Source organism: Vreelandella venusta, from assembly GCF_044809155.1.
In the GTDB taxonomy this organism is placed as follows: Bacteria; Pseudomonadota; Gammaproteobacteria; order Pseudomonadales; family Halomonadaceae; genus Vreelandella; species Vreelandella venusta_B.
This window is the reverse complement of sequence record NZ_CP085241.1, coordinates 71,614-90,963: the sequence shown is the minus strand read 5'-3', so window position 1 is coordinate 90,963 and position 19,350 is coordinate 71,614. Positions and strand designations below refer to the sequence as shown.

Below are 19,350 nucleotides of genomic sequence, written 5' to 3'. Positions count from 1 at the left end.
TGTGAAAAAAGCCCTATGAGTTAGCAATGTTAGAGCTGACTTAGGCGCGCCAACATTTCATCGCTGGTAGATACTGCCTTACTATTAATTTCATAAGCACGCTGGGTCTGAATCATATTGACCATTTCTTCAACGACGTTAACGTTGGACGTTTCTACATATCCCTGAAACAACCGGCCAGCGCCGTTATTGCCAGGAACATTTTGGTTAGGAGCACCCGATGCGCCTGTTTCCAGGTACAAGTTCCCTCCAATACTTTCCAGACCAGCGGGATTAATAAACGAAGCGACGTTGATTTGGCCAATATCCGCATCCTGGGCAATACCCGGCTGACGCACACTCACCGTGCCATCTTCACCAATCGTCACCGACAACGCGTTTTCTGGAATAAAAATAGCGGGTTCTAGCGGGTAGCCATTAGCGGTCACCATCTGACCGTTCTCATTTAGCTGAAAGCTACCGTCTCGGGTATAGCCAACCGTGCCGTCAGGCAGCAGCACTTGGAAAAAGCCTTCGCCATTAATCGCTAGATCACGGGAGTTACTGGTTTCTTCCAACCCACCCTGAGTATGCAGACGCTCAGTCGCAACGGCTCGTACCCCTGTGCCAATTTGCATACCGGAAGGGAGCCTGTCCTGAATATTGTTCTGTGCGCCGGGTTGGCGCATATTTTGATAAAGCAGGTCTTCAAACACCGGCCGCGAACGCTTAAAGCCGTTGGTACTGACGTTAGCTAGGTTATTGGAAATAACGTCTAGCTTAGTTTGCTGAGACTCAAGCCCCGTCTTAGCGGTCCACAAGGACGAAATCATGTTCGTGTTCCCTTAACTGAGAGGCGTTAATCAGCCTTGAATCGATAGAATACTGTTAGCCCGCTGAGCATTTTCATCGGCGGTGCTGAGCATTTTCATCTGCATATCGTAACGGCGCGCCACGTCAATCATCGACACCATGGCATCCACAGCGCTGACGTTGCTTCCCTCTAGCGCACCGCTAACGATCCGCGCTTCTTCATCTGCCTGCAGTACCCCAGGCGCCCCCTCTTCATTCACAGGTGCACGAAAGAGGCCATCATCGCCGCGTGTTAGCCCTTGCTCATCCGGCGTTACTAGCTTAATACGGCCAACATCAACCAGCGCCTCTGGCCCTTCGCCTTGGGGAATCGCACTAATCGTGCCGTCGGCACCAATCGATATTTGCGCCCCTTGCGGCAGAGCAATGGGGCCACCGTCGCCCATCACCGGCCGACCTACGCTTAACAGCACGCCGTCGTTATCTAGCTGTAAGTCGCCGCGTCGGGTATAGGTCTCAGTGCCGTCATCCGCTAATACCGCCATCCAGGCATTGTCCTGCATAGCGACATCCAAGGTGCGCCCCGTGCGCTCGATAGGGCCCTGGGAAAAATCAGTGCCAGGCGTAGTTGTCACCGCCGATACGCGGGTTGCCAGTGCGCCATCCCCCAACACCGGCACCGAGCGCGCTGCCTGCAGCTGGGCACGAAAACCAGCTGTCGAGACATTCGACAAGTTCTGGCTAACCACGGACTGCTGGTCCATCGTGTGTTTCGCGCCGCTCATGGCGGTATATAGCATTCGATCCATAGCTAACTCCCTACACGGCCATTAATTAGATATTGATAATGGTTTGCAGGAGCTCATCCTGGGTGCTGATGGTTTGCGAGTTGGCCTGGTAGGCACGCTGGGCGACGATCATATCCACCAGCTCGCGGGCTAAGTCGACGTTTGAGGTTTCAATCGCGCTCGCCTGAATCAACCCACGCTGGCCGGTACCCGGCGCACCCACCAACTCAGGGCCAGAGGAGGCGGTGGCTGACCAGAGGTTATCACCAGAGGGGTTCAGGCCTTCCGGGTTACGGAAGCTCACCATCGCAATCTGGCCCGCCGCACGTGACTGCTCGTTAGAGTAGTTCATCATCACGGTGCCATCTTCTTCAATGGTAGTGCCCACAAGTACGCCAGAAGTGTAGCCATTTTGGTTGATGTTGTTAACGGTGGACTGATTGGCGAACTGTGTGGTGCCAGCAAAGTCGATTGCTACTGTTTGTTGAGCCAAAATAGTATCGTCAAATTCAGTCGTTGCAGCCACTCCATCATCATCAACTACAGCACCCGCAGTGTGTATTTCTAAATCAAAGGCAGCAAAGTTTTCATCTAGACGACCATCAGGTGTAAAGCCAAAGTCAGAACCATTCGCGATATCAGCAAACCCATAGTTAGGCGCACCGGCAGGTCCACCGCTCATTCTGGCATCAACACGCCATTCATTATCATTAGTTTTAGTAAAGTACATCGTCAAATTACGCGCATTACCCTGCGAATCGTAAATGGTGGCATTGGTTGAAAATGAGTAGTCGCTTGGGTTTAAACCTTCTGCAATATCTGCAGCAGTGGCAGCGCTTCCAATAACTTCGTCCCCCGCATCCAAGTTAAGCGACACATCAAGCTCGTTTGTTGCACTTGCCGCTAAATCGCCAGCGGGTACAGTAAGCGGCTCAACATCCCCGCCTGCTTGAACTTCGCCTTCTTCAGCAGGAAAGCCCATAATCTGAGCGCCCTGAGAGTTCACCAAACGACCATCGGCGGTCAGGTTTAGCTGGCCGTTGCGAGAGTAGCCAATATCGCCATTGGGGAGCTGGAAGCGTAAGAAGCCTTCGCCGGCAATCGCTAAGTCTAAGTTGCGGCCTGACGACTCAATATTGCCCTGGGTAAAATTCTGCATGGTCGCTGAAACCCGCGTACCTAGCCCAACCTGCTGTGCATAAACATCAGAAAACTGCACGTTAGAACCTTTAAAGCCCACTGTTTGCGAGTTGGCAATGTTGTTGCCAGTAACGGCGAGCTTAGTTTGCTGTGCGTTTAGACCACTGAGTGCTTGTGAAAAACTCATGCTATTCCCCTGAATTTAGTCATGTAATGCGTTGTACAACTGCTTAGCGCAACGCCATCAAAGAATTTGTTTCACCTGGTCGAGTGTCACCTGACCATATATGGCGCCTAAATCCAGGCGCACTTCTTGACCTTTCTCTTGCGGCGTCACGCCTTGTACCAGGGCATAGTTCAGCGGCTGGGCGCTTATCTCATTACCTTCTGCATCTTTGGCGGCATAGCTAACGCGGTAGTCGCCAGCGGGTAGCGCTTCGCCGTCGTTAGTTTTGCCATCCCATTGGAAAGACTCAACGCCCGCTTTTACTCCGCTCACTTCGTTTCGGTAAACCACTTCTCCAGCACGACTGTGGATAACGATTTCGACGCTCTCAGCCGGCTTTTCAAGCTCAATACCAAATGGAGTAGCGAAGCTATTACCTTCATCATCAACATTGACTTTAACGTTGTTGCCCGGCACGAGCACGGCGTTACCAATTAAGCCGGATGCCTGAATCATCTGAGAGGCGTTCATCTGTTCGGTAATGCCGCTGAGCGTATCGTTGAGCTGCTCAATACCGCTTACTGTATTAATTTGTGCCAGCTGCGAGGTCATTTCCGCATTTTCCATCGGATTAAGCGGATCCTGGTTCTGTAGCTGCGTAATAAGCAGTGTCATGAAACTATTCCGCAGCTCGTCAGACTGGCTTTGATTCAGCTGCGCGCCGCCTCGACTACCATTGATGTTGCTTAACGTAGAGGTATCAATACCGTTCATCATGGCTTAGCCCTCTCCCAGCGAGAGTGTTTTCATCATCATTTGCTTGGTTGTGTTGAACACTTCAACATTAGCTTGGTAGGAGCGGGAGGCCGAAATCATGTTGACCATTTCATGCACTGGCTCTACGTTGGGCTTTGCAACGTAGCCATCTTCGTCAGCGGCAGGGTGATTGGGCATATACTCCAGCCGAAGCGGGGAGTCATCTTCCACAACCTCTGTGACACGAACACCACCAACGCCGTAGCGGTTATTTTGCGCCTGAGTTTGAAACATAACTTGCTTAGCTCGATAGGTTTCCCCGTCCGGCCCTGCAATGCTGTCGGCATTGGCCATATTGCTAGCCGTGACGTTCATCCGCTGCGCCTGGGAGCTCATCGCGGAACTGGCAATATCAAAGGCTGAAAACATCGACATAAGTTACTTTTCTCCTACCGCTGGGTTATTCCGGCTGCATCGCATTTTTCAAGCCTTGAATTCGACGGTTCATAATTGTTAGTGCTGCTTGGTAGCGAACGGCATTATCAGCAAACTGGGTACGCTCACGGTCCATATCCACCGTATTGCCATCTAGACTTGGCTGGTCAGGAACTCGATAAAGCAGATCCGCACTGCCTGCTCCACGCCATGCGGCGCCCTGGCCTTCCAGATGACGTTCAGAAGTACGTGCCAACGCGACACCACCGCTTTGCTGAGGAGCCGAACCATTGCCTACCGCTTTTTTAAGCTCGCTCGCAAAATCGATATCCCGCGCTTTATAGTTAGGCGTATCGGCATTTGCTATATTCGCGGCAAGCACATCGTGACGTTCTTGCCGTAAGTTCAGCGCCTGCTGATGAAAATTAAAGGCGGAACTAAGTTGGTCAATCATGCCGTCCCTCGCTCGCTGAGAGGCAAAAAATAAATCGGAAATTGTTGATAATGAATAATAGGCGTTGCTAAGTCAGCCTAAAGCATGGAACAGCTGCTGTTTACACCAGCATTTCGCATGATGCCTAGCAAGCTTTTGCACTACACTTTCTAGTCGATGTTTATCATCAGCCTTTAAGATTGAGCGATTCGCACATGCCCAGCCCCTCGCGCCCAGTATTACGCTGTTTGGCAGCTTTAAAACGTTTTCTACTCGTCTGTTTTGTCACCTTTCTTACATCTCTCCAGGCGCAGGCTAACGACCAGGAGCTGGTAGACGCTGTACAGCAGTTTCTTTATAGCCATTCTCAGGCGCTGGGGCAGGAAGTTGTTATCGATATCTCCCCCCCCTCGCCCCACCTTGCTGCCTGCGTAGCGCCCGAGCCTTTTTTCCCTAATGCGAACCAAACACCTATTGGGCGTGTCTCTGTGGGTGTGCGATGTGGTGAAGGGCGGCGTCAGGTACGCTATATCCAGGCTCAAATCGATATCATCGGCAGTTATTCAGTCGCTAATAGAGATATCGAGCGGGGCACGCTGATTACCCGCGATATGTTAAGCCAGCGCGAAGGCAATCTAGGGGACCTAGCAGCGCAAGCACTCACTGAGCTAGATGATATTATAGGCATGGTTGCTCAGCGCCCTATTCGCAGCGGCAGCACCTTCCAAGCCCACTACCTGCAAGCACCCCACCTGGTAGAAAGGGGGCAGCCCGTTACGGTGATCGCACAAGGCATGGGCTTTCGCGTATCCCGTGAAGGCGAAGCACTAGCTAACGGTGCAAAAGATGAGCGTATTCGGGTTCGCTTCGACACACGTGAACTGGTGACGGCACGCGTGGTTGGTCAAGGCATTTTGGTCGTAGATTTTTAACGCAGCGCCTAAAGTCTGCTCCCGCCTGGCCGATAGTTAATATCATAGCGCATGCCGCCCCAACGTTGACGATGAGGCAAACAACGTGAAAATCGACAATATCAATCCACTGCTCCGTTCTAACCAAACCCAGCAGCGTGATGACGTTCAGAAAGCAAATGGAGCTAAACCGCCAGAGGCAGGCAGCGCGACTCGAGAGTCTACGCAGCTTAGCCAATCTAGTGTTGACAGCTCTCAAGATATTGACACGGCGAAAGTCCAAGAAATCCGCGATGCTATTCGAGAAGGTCGGCTTGAAATACGCGCTGATCGCATTGCAGATGGCTTGATTGCTAATTTAAACGAATCTTAAGAGACAAATAATGAGTCTTGCACGTTTACTCAATGACCAGAAAAGCCGCCTTGATGAGCTAGAGGCTCTGCTCTCTAATGAGCAAGCCCAGTTAACGAAGGGCGATATTGATGGTGATGCACTGACCAATATTGCGCATACTAAGCAGGCTCTGCTTGGCGAACTGGAACGTATTGAGGGAGTGCGCCGCTCTGTACAAAAGCAGCTTGGCTATGACGATGGTGCTGCTGGCGCGCTTGCCGCAGCGACTGACGCAAACTGCAAGGCAGCTTGGGAAAGCCTGGTTGATAAAAGTGCGCGTGTTTCGCGTATGAATGAGCTGACAGGGCAAATGCTTTCTCTACGTATGAAGCATAATCAGCAAATGTTGGATTATATTCGGCAAATTGCTGAAAAAACCCTCTATAAGCCCAATGGTCGTAACAGTGCACAGCCAGGACGCATCAATGCTTCTGCTTAGTGACTCAATCCGCAATTAAAACATAGACAAAAACTGTACAAGAAGCTTCAATGAGAACCATATTGTTCTCTTTTTTTGGAGTGTGTCTATGCTTTCTCATCTTCCTAAAGACTTCACAGCTATTGTCACTGGCGCTGGCGGAGGCATTGGCAGTGCCGTTGTTAAAGCCTTACTAGACTCTGAACAAGCCGGTGAAGTCATTGCAGTAAGTCGTTCTCCACTTCCGTATGATGCTCCCCGTCTGACAGTGCTTACTGCTGATGTCACTACCGAGCGCGGCATTGAAGAACTTGCCCAGCTGGTAAACAAACGTCCAGTACACTTATTGTTCAATGCAATCGGCACTCTTCACAACGATGACCTTCATCTTCAGCCTGAAAAACGCCTTGAACAATTTGATGCTGCCTCGTTTGCTCACGTTATGCATATTAATGCTGCTACGCCTACGAGGCTCATTACAGCGCTTAAGCCATCCTTGCAAGGGACGCATCCAGCGATTATTGCCAGTCTGTCTGCTCGCGTTGGCTCGATTACTGATAACGGCTTTGGCGGCTGGTATAGCTACCGAGCCAGTAAGGCAGCGCATAATATGCTGATGAAAACTGCCTCAATCGAATTGGCTAGACTGAACAAACAGTTAATCGTGCTATGCCTCCATCCTGGCACTACAGACACTGCGCTTTCAAAGCCCTTTCAAGCGCGTGTTCCCAATGAAAAATTATTTACGCCTGACTTTGTAGCAGAGCAGTTGCTACAGGTAATGTCCAAACGCACCCCAGAAGATAGCGGCAGCTTTTGGGACTGGGCGGGTGAACCTATTGAATGGTGAATTTCCGACTCACGATGCTCTCTCTACCCTTACCCCTCACGCAAAAAAATCCCCCAGGGCATGAGTCCTAGGAGATTTTTTCGTATAAGTGCCCGACGATGTCTGGGCAGGATCCGGGCTCTTGGGGCTCTTGGGGCTCTTGGGGCTCTTGGGGCTCTTGGGGCTCTTGGGGCTCTTGGGGCTCTTGGGGCTCTTTATGGGGAGCCTTTGGTTTTTTTCCCATACAAGCAAAAAACCCAGCCGATGGGCTGGGTTTTTTGTTCAATAAGTGCCTGACGATGACCTACTCTCGCATGGGGAGACCCCACACTACCATCGGCGCTAAGCGGTTTCACTGCTGAGTTCGGCAAGGGATCAGGTGGTTCACGCTCGCTATGGTCGTCAGGCGTAACAGGTAATGTACATCATGCTGGGCGTCATTGACGTGTTTTGTGATCGTCTCTTGTCAGCAAGCGCTTTGGCTCACTGCTGCGTATCCGGTTTTCGTTATCACTACGACCAGACCCCTTGGGTGTTATAGGGTCAAGCCTCACGGGCCATTAGTACACGTTAGCTCAACGCCTTGCAGCGCTTCCACACCGTGCCTATCAACCAGCTGGTCTCGCTGGGCCCTTTAGGAGGATCAAGTCCTCGGGGATGTCTCATCTTGAAGGGGGCTTCCCGCTTAGATGCTTTCAGCGGTTATCCTGTCCGACCATAGCTACCCGGCAATGCCACTGGCGTGACAACCGGAACACCAGAGGGTCGTCCACTCCGGTCCTCTCGTACTAGGAGCAGCTCTTCTCAAACATCCAACGCCCACGGCAGATAGGGACCGAACTGTCTCACGACGTTCTAAACCCAGCTCGCGTACCACTTTAAATGGCGAACAGCCATACCCTTGGGACCGACTTCAGCCCCAGGATGTGATGAGCCGACATCGAGGTGCCAAACACCGCCGTCGATGTGAACTCTTGGGCGGTATCAGCCTGTTATCCCCGGAGTACCTTTTATCCGTTGAGCGATGGCCCTTCCATACAGAACCACCGGATCACTAGAACCTGCTTTCGCACCTGCTCGACGTGTCTGTCTCGCAGTCAAGCACCCTTATGCTCTTGCACTCATTGCACGATGTCCGACCGTGCTGAGGGTACCTTCGTGCTCCTCCGTTACTCTTTGGGAGGAGACCGCCCCAGTCAAACTACCCACCACACACTGTCCTCGATCCGGATAACGGACCTGAGTGAGAACGCCAATGATGCCAGGCTGGTATTTCAAGGTTGGCTCCACCCGAACTGGCGTCCGGGTTTCAAAGCCTCCCAGCTATCCTACACAGGCAACATCAGCGTCCAGTGTGAAGCTATAGTAAAGGTTCACGGGGTCTTTCCGTCTAGCCGCGGGTACACCGCATCTTCACGGCGATTTCAATTTCACTGAGTCTCGGGTGGAGACAGCGTGGCCATCATTACGCCATTCGTGCAGGTCGGAACTTACCCGACAAGGAATTTCGCTACCTTAGGACCGTTATAGTTACGGCCGCCGTTTACCGGGGCTTCAATCAAGAGCTTCGTCCGAGGACTAACACCATCATTTAACCTTCCGGCACCGGGCAGGCGTCACACCCTATACGTCCTCTTACGAGTTAGCAGAGTGCTGTGTTTTTACTAAACAGTTGCAGCCACCTGGTATCTTCGACCGGTTCGGGCTTAGAGAGCAAGTCTCATCACCCTACGCCGGCGTGCCTTCTCCCGAAGTTACGGCACCATTTTGCCTAGTTCCTTCACCCGAGTTCTCTCAAGCGCCTTGGGATTCTCACCCTGACCACCTGTGTCGGTTTGGGGTACGGTCGCACATGATCTGAAGCTTAGAGGCTTTTCCTGGAAGCGTGGCATCAGTGACTTCCTGACCGTGGTCAGTTCATCTCGTGTCTCGGCTTTAAGGTGCCGGATTTTCCTAGCACCTCGGCCTACTCACTTTCACCAGGACAACCAACGCCTGGCTCACCTAGCCTTCTCCGTCCCCCCATCGCAATCATGTCCGGTACGGGAATATTGACCCGTTTCCCATCGACTACGCCTTTCGGCCTCGCCTTAGGGGCCGACTCACTCTGCTCCGATTAGCGTCGAACAGAAACCCTTGGTCTTCCGGCGAGGGAGTTTTTCACTCCCTTTATCGTTACTCATGTCAGCATTCGCACTCGTGATACCTCCAGCGAACTTCTCAATTCACCTTCATCGGCTTACACGACGCTCCTCTACCGCTCATCCATAGGATGAACCCGTAGCTTCGGTACCTGGTTTAGCCCCGTTACATCTTCCGCGCAGGCCGACTCGACTAGTGAGCTATTACGCTTTCTTTAAAGGATGGCTGCTTCTAAGCCAACCTCCTAGCTGTCTGAGCCTTCCCACATCGTTTCCCACTTAACCAGGATTTGGGGACCTTAGCTGACGGTCTGGGTTGTTTCCCTTTTCACGACGGACGTTAGCACCCGCCGTGTGTCTCCCACGCTCATACTCGCCGGTATTCGGAGTTTGCCTCGGGTTGGTAAGTCGGGATGACCCCCTAGCCGAAACAGTGCTCTACCCCCGGCGGTAATACGTGAGGCGCTACCTAAATAGCTTTCGAGGAGAACCAGCTATCTCCGAGCTTGATTAGCCTTTCACTCCGATCCACAAGTCATCCAAATCTTTTTCAACAGATCCTGGTTCGGGCCTCCAGTTGATGTTACTCAACCTTCACCCTGCTCATGGATAGATCGCTCGGTTTCGGGTCTATATCCAGCGACTGTGTCGCCCAGTTAAGACTCGGTTTCCCTACGGCTCCCCTAAACGGTTAACCTCGCCACTGAATATAAGTCGCTGACCCATTATACAAAAGGTACGCAGTCACAGAACAAGTCTGCTCCTACTGCTTGTACGCACACGGTTTCAGGATCTATTTCACTCCCCTCTCCGGGGTTCTTTTCGCCTTTCCCTCACGGTACTGGTTCACTATCGGTCAGCCAGGAGTATTTAGCCTTGGAGGATGGTCCCCCCGTCTTCAGTCAAGGTTTCTCGTGCCCCGACCTACTCGATTTCACATACGCAGATTTTCGACTACGGGGCTATCACCCGCTACGGCCGTGCTTCCCAGCACGTTCGTCTAATCAGTTGCATGCTTAAGGGCTGCTCCCCGTTCGCTCGCCGCTACTAGGGGAATCTCGGTTGATTTCTTTTCCTCAGGGTACTTAGATGTTTCAGTTCCCCTGGTTCGCCTCCTACACCTATATATTCAGTGCAGGATACTCAGCTTATGCTGAGTGGGTTTCCCCATTCAGAAATGCCCGGGTCACAGGTTGTTTGCCACCTCGCCGAGCCTTATCGCAGGCTACCACGTCTTTCATCGCCTCTGGCTGCCTAGGCATCCACCGTGTGCGCTTCATTGCTTGACCCTATAACCCGAAGGAGTCTGGTATCTCGCAATGATAACGATTGCCGGATACGCTTGAGACGTATCACAAAACAATTACGTATAAACACTTCAAAGAAATGTTTATGTCAGCATGATATACATTGTTAAAGAGCAGCTGTTCAATGAACAGTGATAAGAAGACGTTTAACGTCGTGCTTATCAATGGTCACGAAACAATCACAAACGGGTATTATACTTCACGTTAAGACAATGGTGGAGCCAAGCGGGATCGAACCGCTGACCTCCTGCGTGCAAGGCAGGCGCTCTCCCAGCTGAGCTATGGCCCCATTGTTTTTGCTGACCTTACCTCTTGCCATTAATTTCTGTGAGAAAAGCCAAGATGCAGCAACGTATAGCCTGCTATACGAGGAGCATTTTAACGCAGTATCACAGGAATTTGGTGGGTCTGGGCAGACTTGAACTGCCGACCTCACCCTTATCAGGGGTGCGCTCTAACCAACTGAGCTACAGACCCAAGAGGGGATCGTGCTTAAACCGTTTGCTCTACTATCTGATCAGGTAATTCATTGTGAGCGCTTACCGCGAGAGTGATGCATCGTTTAAGGAGGTGATCCAGCCGCAGGTTCCCCTACGGCTACCTTGTTACGACTTCACCCCAGTCATGAACCACACCGTGGTGATCGCCCTCTTGCGTTAGGCTAACCACTTCTGGTGCAGTCCACTCCCATGGTGTGACGGGCGGTGTGTACAAGGCCCGGGAACGTATTCACCGTGACATTCTGATTCACGATTACTAGCGATTCCGACTTCACGGAGTCGAGTTGCAGACTCCGATCCGGACTGAGACCGGCTTTTCGGGATTAGCTCACTCTCGCGAGTTGGCAACCCTTTGTACCGGCCATTGTAGCACGTGTGTAGCCCTACTCGTAAGGGCCATGATGACTTGACGTCGTCCCCACCTTCCTCCGGTTTGTCACCGGCAGTCTCCTTAGAGTTCCCACCATTACGTGCTGGCAAATAAGGACAAGGGTTGCGCTCGTTACGGGACTTAACCCAACATTTCACAACACGAGCTGACGACAGCCATGCAGCACCTGTCTCTGCGTTCCCGAAGGCACCAAGTGATCTCTCACAAGTTCGCAGGATGTCAAGAGTAGGTAAGGTTCTTCGCGTTGCATCGAATTAAACCACATGCTCCACCGCTTGTGCGGGCCCCCGTCAATTCATTTGAGTTTTAACCTTGCGGCCGTACTCCCCAGGCGGTCGACTTATCGCGTTAACTTCGCCACAAAGTGCGCTAGGCACCCAACGGCTGGTCGACATCGTTTACGGCGTGGACTACCAGGGTATCTAATCCTGTTTGCTACCCACGCTTTCGCACCTCAGTGTCAGTGTCAGTCCAGAAGGCCGCCTTCGCCACTGGTATTCCTCCCGATCTCTACGCATTTCACCGCTACACCGGGAATTCTACCTTCCTCTCCTGCACTCTAGCTTGACAGTTCCGGATGCCGTTCCCAGGTTGAGCCCGGGGCTTTCACAACCGGCTTATCAAGCCACCTACGCGCGCTTTACGCCCAGTAATTCCGATTAACGCTTGCACCCTCCGTATTACCGCGGCTGCTGGCACGGAGTTAGCCGGTGCTTCTTCTGCGAGTGATGTCTTTCCTAATGGGTATTAACCACTAGGCGTTCTTCCTCGCTGAAAGTGCTTTACAACCCGAGGGCCTTCTTCACACACGCGGCATGGCTGGATCAGGCTTGCGCCCATTGTCCAATATTCCCCACTGCTGCCTCCCGTAGGAGTTCGGGCCGTGTCTCAGTCCCGATGTGGCTGATCATCCTCTCAGACCAGCTACGGATCGTTGCCTTGGTGAGCCTTTACCTCACCAACTAGCTAATCCGACATAGGCTCATCCAATAGCGGGAGCCGAAGCCCCCTTTCTCCCGTAGGACGTATGCGGTATTAGCCTGGGTTTCCCCAGGTTATCCCCCACTACCGGGCAGATTCCTATGCATTACTCACCCGTCCGCCGCTCGTCAGCATCTAGCAAGCTAGATCTGTTACCGCTCGACTTGCATGTGTTAGGCCTGCCGCCAGCGTTCAATCTGAGCCATGATCAAACTCTTCAGTTTAAAATCATTGTGATGCTTACTCGTCACCCGAAGGTAACAAAAGCGCATCAAACTTGGCTCAAGGTTCAAACGAATTCATTCAAACTTTCGTTCTCATGACCGCTTGCCTTGATATTTGGTGATTTATCACCCTCATCGGCAAGCGCCCACATGAATTACCTGATCAAATTGTTAAAGAGCTGTTTCGCTGTGCTGGCTCGGTGACCTGAACCGTGTTGCCTCAGCGAGGAAGGCGTATTCTACGCATTTCCTGGTGGTTGTCAACCGCTGTTTTCAGTGACTGAATTCAGCGAACGAGGCGAGCCATACAACCGCTCTAACCTATTGACAAACCGAAGGTTTTCACCTTCATACACCGCTGGTAACGCTTGGCGTCCCCGGCAGCGGATGCGTACTTTACGGATTCGCGGCCGGGTTGGCAAGGGCTTTTGTAAAAAAATGCCAGCACTGCTCTATCAAGCTGATTACCGGCTACCTAACAGGGTGCTCAAGTTCTTTTATAGCGCCAGATACTAATGATTCGGAGCTAAGGTCAGCTATCGTTCGCGCGCCTGTCAACGTCATCGCAACTCGCATCTCTTTATCGAAAAGCTCCAGCAAGTTGGCGACACCCGCCTCCCCAGCAGTCGCCAGTGCGTAAATAAAGGCACGGCCAATCAACGCTGTATCAGCCCCCATAGCAATCATCCTTACTACATCCAACCCGTTGCGCACCCCGGAGTCGGCCAGGATCGTCAGATCGCCTTTAACCGCATCCGCAATAGCAGGAAGGGCACGCGCAGTAGAGGGAACGCCATCTAACTGACGACCGCCATGGTTTGAAACCACAATACCATCTGCGCCGAAACGCACCGCATCACGCGCATCTTCAGCGTCGAGAATCCCCTTAATGATCATCGGACCATCCCACTGCTCACGAATCCAATCCAGGTCTTTCCAAGAGATAGAGGGATCAAAGTTGTCACCTAGCCAGGCTATATAGTCTTCAAGCTCTGTAGGTTTACCACGATAATCAGACACATTACCTAGATCATGTGGACGACCATGAATCCCCACATCCCAGGCCCATAAAGGATGCAGCGCGGCCTGCAGCATTCGCCTCATTGGCCCGCTCTTACCGCTCATGCCTGAATGCGCATCACGATAACGCGCTCCTGGAACCGGCATATCAACCGTAAAGATTAGTGTCTTCACGCCTGCGGCCTTAGCACGCTCCAGCACATGCTTCATGAAGCCGCGGTCTTTTAGCACGTAAAGTTGAAACCAGATGGGGCGATCAACCGCCGCGGCCACTTCCGCAATAGGGCACACCGATACTGTCGAGAGCGTGAACGGTATGCCTTTTTTGGTGGCCGCCCGGGCTGCCTGCACTTCACCACGCCTTGCATACATTCCCGTCAAGCCCACCGGCGCCAGCGCAAGAGGCATCGCCATTTTTTCGCCAAACAGCTCGGTTTCGAGTGAGAGCGACGACATATCCTTCAGCACACGCTGCCGCAATGCGATGCCTGCGAGATCCTCAACGTTTCGGTTCAGCGTATGCTCTGCGTATGACCCACCGTCAGCATAATGAAAAAGAAAGGGAGGGATACGGCGCTTGGCAGCTTGGCGGTAGTCCGTCGGTGCTGAAATGATCATGGCAGGCCCTATGCAATAAATAGATGCACTATTTATAAGTACTATCTACAAACGGTCATCGAAGCGTTGGTGTTAAGCGCCTCAGATTAAAATTGGTTTTACCAATTTACAAAAAATCAGACTCAACATTAGTGAGAGGTTACCGCTGTGTCAAACCAGCATCACGCTCTATAGCGCTTTTCAGCTATATACTTTAGTTTCAAACCGCATAAACAGTACCGTTAGCCATCCATTTGTTAGCTTTTTACTATTGAGACAAATCATTGAAGCCCCTACTATTGGTCTTACCAATTACGGGGACTCTCACCAATGACTTACCCACCGCTCCGCCAACAGCGCTTAGCCGATGTGATTACTGAACGCCTTGAAGCCATGATCCTGGAAGGCAGCCTGAAGCCGGGTCAGCGCTTGCCACCCGAGCGCGAACTTGCCGAACGTTTCGGGGTATCTCGTCCCTCACTTCGAGAAGCAATTCAAAAGCTTGCGGCTCGCGGCCTGCTCACCAGCCGCCAGGGTGGTGGCACGTTTGTCAATGAAACGCTGAACAATGGTTACACAGATCCGCTATTAGAGATGATGTCGCGCCACAATGAATTTCATCTCGATCTGCTTGAGTTTCGCGACGCCATGGAGGGTATTTCTGCTTACTATGCCGCGCTACGCTCGACGCCTGCAGATAAAGCCGTCTTGATTCAGCGCTTTGAAGAGCTTGATGGAGGCTTTGTGGGCACTAACCCAGCTCAAGAGGCCAAGTTAGACGCCGCCTTCCACCTCGCCATTGCCGAAGCCGCCCATAACGTACTGCTACTGCACACAATACGTGGAATTTTCCATCTGTTAGAGCAGAGCATCGTAGATAACTTGGCGCACCTGTTTGCCAAGCCCGACTCTCGCACCCAGCTGATGAAGCAGCACCGCGCTCTATTGGATGCGATTTTAGAAGGGCGTGCCGAAGATGCTCGCGCCCGTGCCCACGAACATTTGGTATACGTTGAAGAAGGTCTACTGGAAATGGCTCGTGCAGAAACCCGCGCCCAACGAGCGCTACGTCGTGCCCAGGGCACCAGCACGCCCGCATGACTCGCTGGCCGCTACGTTGGCGCTTGCTGTGGGTGATAGCGATTCCCCTGGGGCTGCTCGTCTGCATGTGGCAGGCGTCGCTACTGGCTCGTGATCAAGCGCTGAGCAACCTACAAGACGACGCAGAAAACGAGCTGCGCTTGTCAGCAGCGAACCTGAATGGCTACCTGCTGCGTTACGACTACCTGCCGCAAATGCTCGCCACCCGAGAGGGTATTCAGCGCTTTCTTGCCTCTCCGGATAGCCAAGATCCGATGCCGCTTAACCTGCTGCTTGACCGCTTTCGCTTCACCGCCGGGGTGTCCGATATCTATCTACTTGATCGAAACGCCGATACCCTTGCCGCGAGTAACTGGCACCGCCCCAATACGTTTATTGGTCAAAATTACGCGTTTCGTAGCTACTACACGGATGCCATTAAAGGCGGACAGGGGCGCTTTTACGGGCTCGGCGTTCAATCCCTGGAGCGCGGCTACTACTTCTCCTCGCCGGTCTGGCTAGATGACACGTCACCGGATGCACAGCCCGACGGCGTACTGGTCATTAAAGTGTTGCTGGATGATGTCGAAGCCAGTTGGGCTGAACAAGATGCAGAGCTCCTGGTAACCGACAGCGACAACATCATCTTTATGGCTAGCCATCCGGCGCTGCGCATGAATGCTCTTCACCCACTTAGCGATGAGGAGCGTGACGCCTTACGAGCCACGCGGCGCTACGCTATCGAGCCATTAGCACCGTCGGGTATTGAAATTGATATGCCTTACGAACCTGATAGCCATCTGGTCAGCTTCTCCCACGGGCCGCTTAGCGGTGAACGCTACTTGAGCCTCACGCGCCCCATTCCTGAGTTTGGCTGGCAAATGCACATTCTAAAACCCCTGACCCCGGTCATCAGCGCCCAGTGGATCGCTGCACTGATGGCTGGTGGGCTATACGGCATTGTGGCCCTTGGCGTTGGCATTGGCTGGCAGCGCTTGCGGTTACGCCGCGAGCGTGAGGCGTTTGCAGAACGCGAGCGCCAAACCTTAGCCCGAGTGCGCGATGAGCTTGAAGTGAGCGTTGAGCGCCGCACCCGAGACTTAGTTGCCAGCAATCAGCGCTTATCCGGCGAAATTGAAGTACGCCGCCGCGCCGAAGCAAACCTGCGCCAAACCCAAGATGAACTAATCCAAGCGGCCAAACTTGCCGTACTCGGCCAACTGGCCGCGGGTATTAATCACGAGCTCAATCAGCCTTTAGCGGCGATTCGCGCCTACGCTGAAAATGCGCGGAGGTTCATTGAGCTGGCTAGGGTTGAAAAAGCTGATGCTAACCTCGCACACATTGTCGAGCTTACTCAGCGCATGGCCGATATTAGCGCCCAGCTACGCCAGTTCTCCCGCAAGAGCAGCGAGCGGCAGGAGACCATCTCCGTACAAGCCTGCATCGAGTATGCCTTGCGCCTGTTTCATAGCCGCCTGAAAGAGGGTAGCGTTCAGGTGGAGCAGCAATGGGCAGAAGCAACGCTTTGGGTAAACGCTGATTTAGTCCGCCTAGAGCAGGTACTGGTTAACCTGATCGGCAATGCACTGCAGGCGATGAAAGAGACGCCTTCGCCGGTGCTCACGCTGAGCGCAGAAGTGATCAAAGATCAGGTGGTCATCAGCGTCGCCGACAACGGCCCCGGCATTGCCAAGCAGCATCTTGGGCAAATTTTTGAGCCTTTTTTTACCACCAAAGCCCCGGGCAGCGGATTAGGTCTAGGACTTTCCATCTCCTCACGTATCATGGACGACCTCGGCGGCAAGCTGCAGGCCAGCAACGCTAACGCTGGCGGCGCATGTTTCACCGTAACACTGCCCTACTCGTTACCGCCTGACTCGTTTACGGCCTCAAAAGTGAAGGAGAATAATAACCATGCATGAGCCGTCGACGCTCCCGGTGATGGTGATTGACGACGAACCGCACCTGCGCATCACCGCTAGCCAAACACTCGAACTTGCCGGTTATACGCCCTACTGCTTTGAGTCCGCCGAACAGGCGCTTGCCGCGCTGCCGAATGACTTTCCCGGGGTCATTGTGAGTGATATTCGCATGCCTGGGATGGACGGCATGGCGCTGCTGCATGAGCTACATAGCCGCGACGCCACGCTGCCGATTATTCTGATTACCGGTCACGGCGACATTTCGACCGCCGTAGAAGCCATGCGTGCAGGCGCGTGGGACTTTCTAGAAAAGCCTTTCGCAGGCGATCAATTATTAGATGTGGTGAGACGCGGGATTGAAAAGCGCCAGCTCAGCCTCGAAAACTTACGCCTTAAAGCAGAGCTTGAAGTTCAGCACGCTGCTCTTGGCCCTCGACTGGTAGGCCGAACGCCGGTCATTTCTCGCCTTGCCGCAATGATTCAGCGCATTAGCCAAGTTGAAGCCGATGTGCTGCTGTTTGGTGAAACAGGCACCGGAAAAGATCTCGTGGCCCGTGCCATCCATGAGCGCAGCGCACGGCGCAACAGCCCGTTTATGGCCATCAACTGCGGCGCGGTGCCGGAAAACACCATCGAGTCCGAGCTGTTCGGCCATGAGAAAGGCGCCTTTACAGGGGCGGTAGAGCGGCGAATTGGTAAGTTTGAGCACGCTAACGGCGGCACTGTCTTTTTAGATGAGATTGAGTCCATGCCCCTGGCACTTCAGGTGAAATTGCTGCGAGTGCTTCAGGAGCGTAGCGTAGAACGGTTAGGCGCCAACGAAGCTGTGCCGCTCAATATTCGCGTGATTGCTGCCACCAAAGTCGACCTCAAAATCGCCGCCGAAGAGGGGCGCTTTCGCGAAGATCTCTACTACCGGCTAAACGTTGTTACCTTACCACTGCCTGCGTTACGCGAACGGCGAGAAGACATTCCCTTACTGTTCCAACACTTTGCCGTGGTGGCGGCGAATCGCAGCGGGCTTGAAGCGCCCACTCTAGATAGCCACGCCATTGCCGCCCTCTTGGCCCACGACTGGCCGGGTAATGTGCGTGAACTGCGTAACCTAGCCGAGCGCTATGTACTGCTGGGAGCCGCGTTTGACTACCGTCTTGATGCCCTGCTGGAGGGTGTCGCTGCCGACACTCAAGAGCCAACGCTACCCCGCCAAGTAGAGCTGTTTGAAAAGAGCCTGATTAGTCAGTCGCTAGCGCGCCACCAAGGACGAGTGACGGATGTTTGCCATCATTTAGGCATCCCCCGCAAAACGTTTTATGACAAGCTCAAAAAGCACGGTTTAAGCGCTGGCGACTATCGCCACAGCAGCGAACCCTGATGAAATAGCTCAACCAGCACCCCCCAAGGCGGCACCCAGGGCACCAAGATAAGCATGGCGATCAACATTAATAGGTTGGAAAGTGGACGGCGGCTATCACCAAGCTTTAGCGCAGTACCGAAAGAGCGCTTTAAGCGCGCCCCTTCGAGGTCGACGCTAAACAGTTCATCCAAACTCAAGTGAATAATAAACCCAAACAGTACTGCAGCCCCGTGGCTCCACGCCAGCCAGGCAGGCTGGGCAAGCAAGTGAAAGCTTAGCGCAGCCGTAGCCAACGCACACAGCCCTGCCGCCATGAGTGAATGCCAGATACCCCGATGCACTGTCAGGCGTGAAAAAAGCACGGCTGCCAAGTAGCGCACACTGAAGTAAATCCCGCCGCAGGCCACCAGCAGTAACCCCGGCGTTAACCACGGCTGCAGTAAGAGCACACCCAGCACCAAGGAAGGCACTGACAATAGATTAAAAATCAACCGGATAGAGCGAGAACGGTCAGCATCAATATCTGGCAAAATACCGCCAAACGCGACCAGCGCAATCACCAAAAGCGCCTGACTGACGGGCCACCACTCCGCTTGCCAGCCCATATAAGCGAGTAGCGTGCCGCCCGCTGCTGCTACCGTTATATGCGTGCGAAAATTAGCCATAACGCGGCACCCTAGAAAACTGGATAAATTAACAGATTCTCGGCTGCCGCAACACGATTGCGTTAGAAAAAAGAGTGGTTAGCCAACTATTTAGGCCTGC

The 19,350-nt window shown here is 53.1% G+C and carries 15 protein-coding genes, 2 tRNA genes and 3 rRNA genes; 7 read left to right on the top strand and 13 right to left on the bottom strand.

Annotation, left to right across the window (positions count from 1 at the left end; translation table 11 throughout):
• Nucleotides 1-29: 29 nt before the first annotated feature.
• From flgG to flgB, 6 genes are read right to left on the bottom strand one after another with little or no spacing between them, the layout of a single operon-like run.
• Nucleotides 30-812 carry a flagellar basal-body rod protein FlgG gene (gene flgG / locus LG301_RS00420; protein WP_404472473.1) on the bottom strand — a complete coding sequence of 261 codons (783 nt, stop codon included), beginning with the start codon at nt 810-812 and terminating at the stop codon, nt 30-32.
• A 30-nt stretch (nt 813-842) separates the two neighbouring features.
• Nucleotides 843-1,601 carry a flagellar basal body rod protein FlgF gene (locus LG301_RS00415; RefSeq protein WP_404472471.1) on the bottom strand — a complete coding sequence of 253 codons (759 nt, stop codon included), beginning with the start codon at nt 1,599-1,601 and terminating at the stop codon, nt 843-845.
• A 25-nt stretch (nt 1,602-1,626) separates the two neighbouring features.
• On the bottom strand, nt 1,627-2,907 hold the full coding sequence (gene flgE, locus LG301_RS00410; protein WP_404472469.1) for a flagellar hook protein FlgE: 1,281 nt from the start codon (nt 2,905-2,907) through the stop codon (nt 1,627-1,629).
• Nucleotides 2,908-2,964: 57 nt separating this feature from the next.
• Nucleotides 2,965-3,663: a flagellar hook assembly protein FlgD gene (locus LG301_RS00405; RefSeq protein ID WP_404472467.1), complete on the bottom strand. Its 699-nt coding sequence runs from the start codon at nt 3,661-3,663 to the stop codon at nt 2,965-2,967.
• A 3-nt stretch (nt 3,664-3,666) separates the two neighbouring features.
• On the bottom strand, nt 3,667-4,077 hold the full coding sequence (gene flgC, locus LG301_RS00400; RefSeq protein WP_404472465.1) for a flagellar basal body rod protein FlgC: 411 nt from the start codon (nt 4,075-4,077) through the stop codon (nt 3,667-3,669).
• Between the two features lie 25 nt (nt 4,078-4,102).
• The gene (flgB, locus tag LG301_RS00395; protein WP_404472463.1) at nt 4,103-4,531 is read right to left on the bottom strand and encodes a flagellar basal body rod protein FlgB; all 429 of its coding nucleotides are present in this window, start codon (nt 4,529-4,531) and stop codon (nt 4,103-4,105) included.
• Nucleotides 4,532-4,725: 194 nt separating this feature from the next.
• Here flgB and flgA point away from each other — a divergent pair, with 194 nt between their 5' ends.
• From flgA to LG301_RS00375, 4 genes are all read left to right on the top strand, one after another.
• A complete protein-coding gene (gene flgA / locus LG301_RS00390) occupies nt 4,726-5,442 on the top strand; it encodes a flagellar basal body P-ring formation chaperone FlgA (RefSeq protein ID WP_404472461.1) in 717 nt (238 codons plus the stop codon).
• Between the two features lie 85 nt (nt 5,443-5,527).
• Entirely contained in the window at nt 5,528-5,794 is a 267-nt protein-coding gene (flgM, locus tag LG301_RS00385) for a flagellar biosynthesis anti-sigma factor FlgM (RefSeq protein WP_404472459.1), read from the top strand.
• 10 nt (nt 5,795-5,804) lie between these two features.
• Nucleotides 5,805-6,254 (top strand): flagella synthesis protein FlgN, encoded by a 450-nt coding sequence (locus LG301_RS00380; protein ID WP_404472457.1) that lies wholly within the window; start codon nt 5,805-5,807, stop codon nt 6,252-6,254.
• Nucleotides 6,255-6,342: 88 nt separating this feature from the next.
• The gene (locus LG301_RS00375) at nt 6,343-7,083 is read left to right on the top strand and encodes an SDR family NAD(P)-dependent oxidoreductase (RefSeq protein ID WP_404472455.1); all 741 of its coding nucleotides are present in this window, start codon (nt 6,343-6,345) and stop codon (nt 7,081-7,083) included.
• Between the two features lie 270 nt (nt 7,084-7,353).
• Here the strand turns inward: LG301_RS00375 and rrf are convergent.
• From rrf to lldD, 6 genes are all read right to left on the bottom strand, one after another.
• A 5S ribosomal RNA gene (rrf, locus tag LG301_RS00370) occupies nt 7,354-7,469 on the bottom strand.
• 132 nt (nt 7,470-7,601) lie between these two features.
• Nucleotides 7,602-10,492 (bottom strand): 23S ribosomal RNA (locus LG301_RS00365).
• A 231-nt stretch (nt 10,493-10,723) separates the two neighbouring features.
• A tRNA-Ala gene (locus LG301_RS00360) sits at nt 10,724-10,799 on the bottom strand.
• A 111-nt stretch (nt 10,800-10,910) separates the two neighbouring features.
• Nucleotides 10,911-10,987, bottom strand: a tRNA-Ile gene (locus LG301_RS00355).
• Nucleotides 10,988-11,073: 86 nt separating this feature from the next.
• A 16S ribosomal RNA gene (locus LG301_RS00350) occupies nt 11,074-12,606 on the bottom strand.
• Together the 16S, 23S and 5S rRNA genes with 2 tRNA genes alongside form the textbook arrangement of a ribosomal RNA operon.
• Nucleotides 12,607-13,077: 471 nt before the next feature.
• Nucleotides 13,078-14,244, bottom strand: a complete 1,167-nt coding sequence (gene lldD / locus LG301_RS00345; RefSeq protein ID WP_404472453.1) for an FMN-dependent L-lactate dehydrogenase LldD — start codon at nt 14,242-14,244, stop codon at nt 13,078-13,080.
• Nucleotides 14,245-14,553: 309 nt separating this feature from the next.
• Here lldD and LG301_RS00340 point away from each other — a divergent pair, with 309 nt between their 5' ends.
• The 3 genes from LG301_RS00340 to LG301_RS00330 are packed head-to-tail and all read left to right on the top strand — an operon-like array spanning nt 14,554 to nt 18,603.
• The gene (locus LG301_RS00340; RefSeq protein ID WP_404472451.1) at nt 14,554-15,324 is read left to right on the top strand and encodes a GntR family transcriptional regulator; all 771 of its coding nucleotides are present in this window, start codon (nt 14,554-14,556) and stop codon (nt 15,322-15,324) included.
• On the top strand, nt 15,321-17,228 hold the full coding sequence (locus LG301_RS00335) for an ATP-binding protein (RefSeq protein ID WP_404472450.1): 1,908 nt from the start codon (nt 15,321-15,323) through the stop codon (nt 17,226-17,228). Before LG301_RS00340 ends, LG301_RS00335 begins: the two co-directional genes overlap by 4 nt.
• On the top strand, nt 17,221-18,603 hold the full coding sequence (locus tag LG301_RS00330; protein WP_404472448.1) for a sigma-54-dependent transcriptional regulator: 1,383 nt from the start codon (nt 17,221-17,223) through the stop codon (nt 18,601-18,603). Before LG301_RS00335 ends, LG301_RS00330 begins: the two co-directional genes overlap by 8 nt.
• Here the strand turns inward: LG301_RS00330 and LG301_RS00325 are convergent.
• Nucleotides 18,579-19,250, bottom strand: a complete 672-nt coding sequence (locus LG301_RS00325) for a metal-dependent hydrolase (protein ID WP_404472446.1) — start codon at nt 19,248-19,250, stop codon at nt 18,579-18,581. The genes LG301_RS00330 and LG301_RS00325 overlap by 25 nt on opposite strands.
• Between the last annotated feature and the right edge of the window lie 100 nt (nt 19,251-19,350).

Bases quoted from the DNA above. Each gene is read 5' to 3' on its own strand.
- flgG (WP_404472473.1), bottom strand. From the start codon at position 812: ATGATTTCGTCCTTGTGGACCGCTAAGACGGGGCTTGAGTCTCAGCAA.
- LG301_RS00415 (WP_404472471.1), bottom strand. From the start codon at position 1,601: ATGGATCGAATGCTATATACCGCCATGAGCGGCGCGAAACACACGATG.
- flgE (WP_404472469.1), bottom strand. From the start codon at position 2,907: ATGAGTTTTTCACAAGCACTCAGTGGTCTAAACGCACAGCAAACTAAG.
- LG301_RS00405 (WP_404472467.1), bottom strand. From the start codon at position 3,663: ATGATGAACGGTATTGATACCTCTACGTTAAGCAACATCAATGGTAGT.
- flgC (WP_404472465.1), bottom strand. From the start codon at position 4,077: ATGTCGATGTTTTCAGCCTTTGATATTGCCAGTTCCGCGATGAGCTCC.
- flgB (WP_404472463.1), bottom strand. From the start codon at position 4,531: ATGATTGACCAACTTAGTTCCGCCTTTAATTTTCATCAGCAGGCGCTG.
- flgA (WP_404472461.1), top strand. From the start codon at position 4,726: ATGCCCAGCCCCTCGCGCCCAGTATTACGCTGTTTGGCAGCTTTAAAA.
- LG301_RS00380 (WP_404472457.1), top strand. From the start codon at position 5,805: ATGAGTCTTGCACGTTTACTCAATGACCAGAAAAGCCGCCTTGATGAG.
- LG301_RS00375 (WP_404472455.1), top strand. From the start codon at position 6,343: ATGCTTTCTCATCTTCCTAAAGACTTCACAGCTATTGTCACTGGCGCT.
- lldD (WP_404472453.1), bottom strand. From the start codon at position 14,244: ATGATCATTTCAGCACCGACGGACTACCGCCAAGCTGCCAAGCGCCGT.
- LG301_RS00340 (WP_404472451.1), top strand. From the start codon at position 14,554: ATGACTTACCCACCGCTCCGCCAACAGCGCTTAGCCGATGTGATTACT.
- LG301_RS00335 (WP_404472450.1), top strand. From the start codon at position 15,321: ATGACTCGCTGGCCGCTACGTTGGCGCTTGCTGTGGGTGATAGCGATT.
- LG301_RS00330 (WP_404472448.1), top strand. From the start codon at position 17,221: ATGCATGAGCCGTCGACGCTCCCGGTGATGGTGATTGACGACGAACCG.
- LG301_RS00325 (WP_404472446.1), bottom strand. From the start codon at position 19,250: ATGGCTAATTTTCGCACGCATATAACGGTAGCAGCAGCGGGCGGCACG.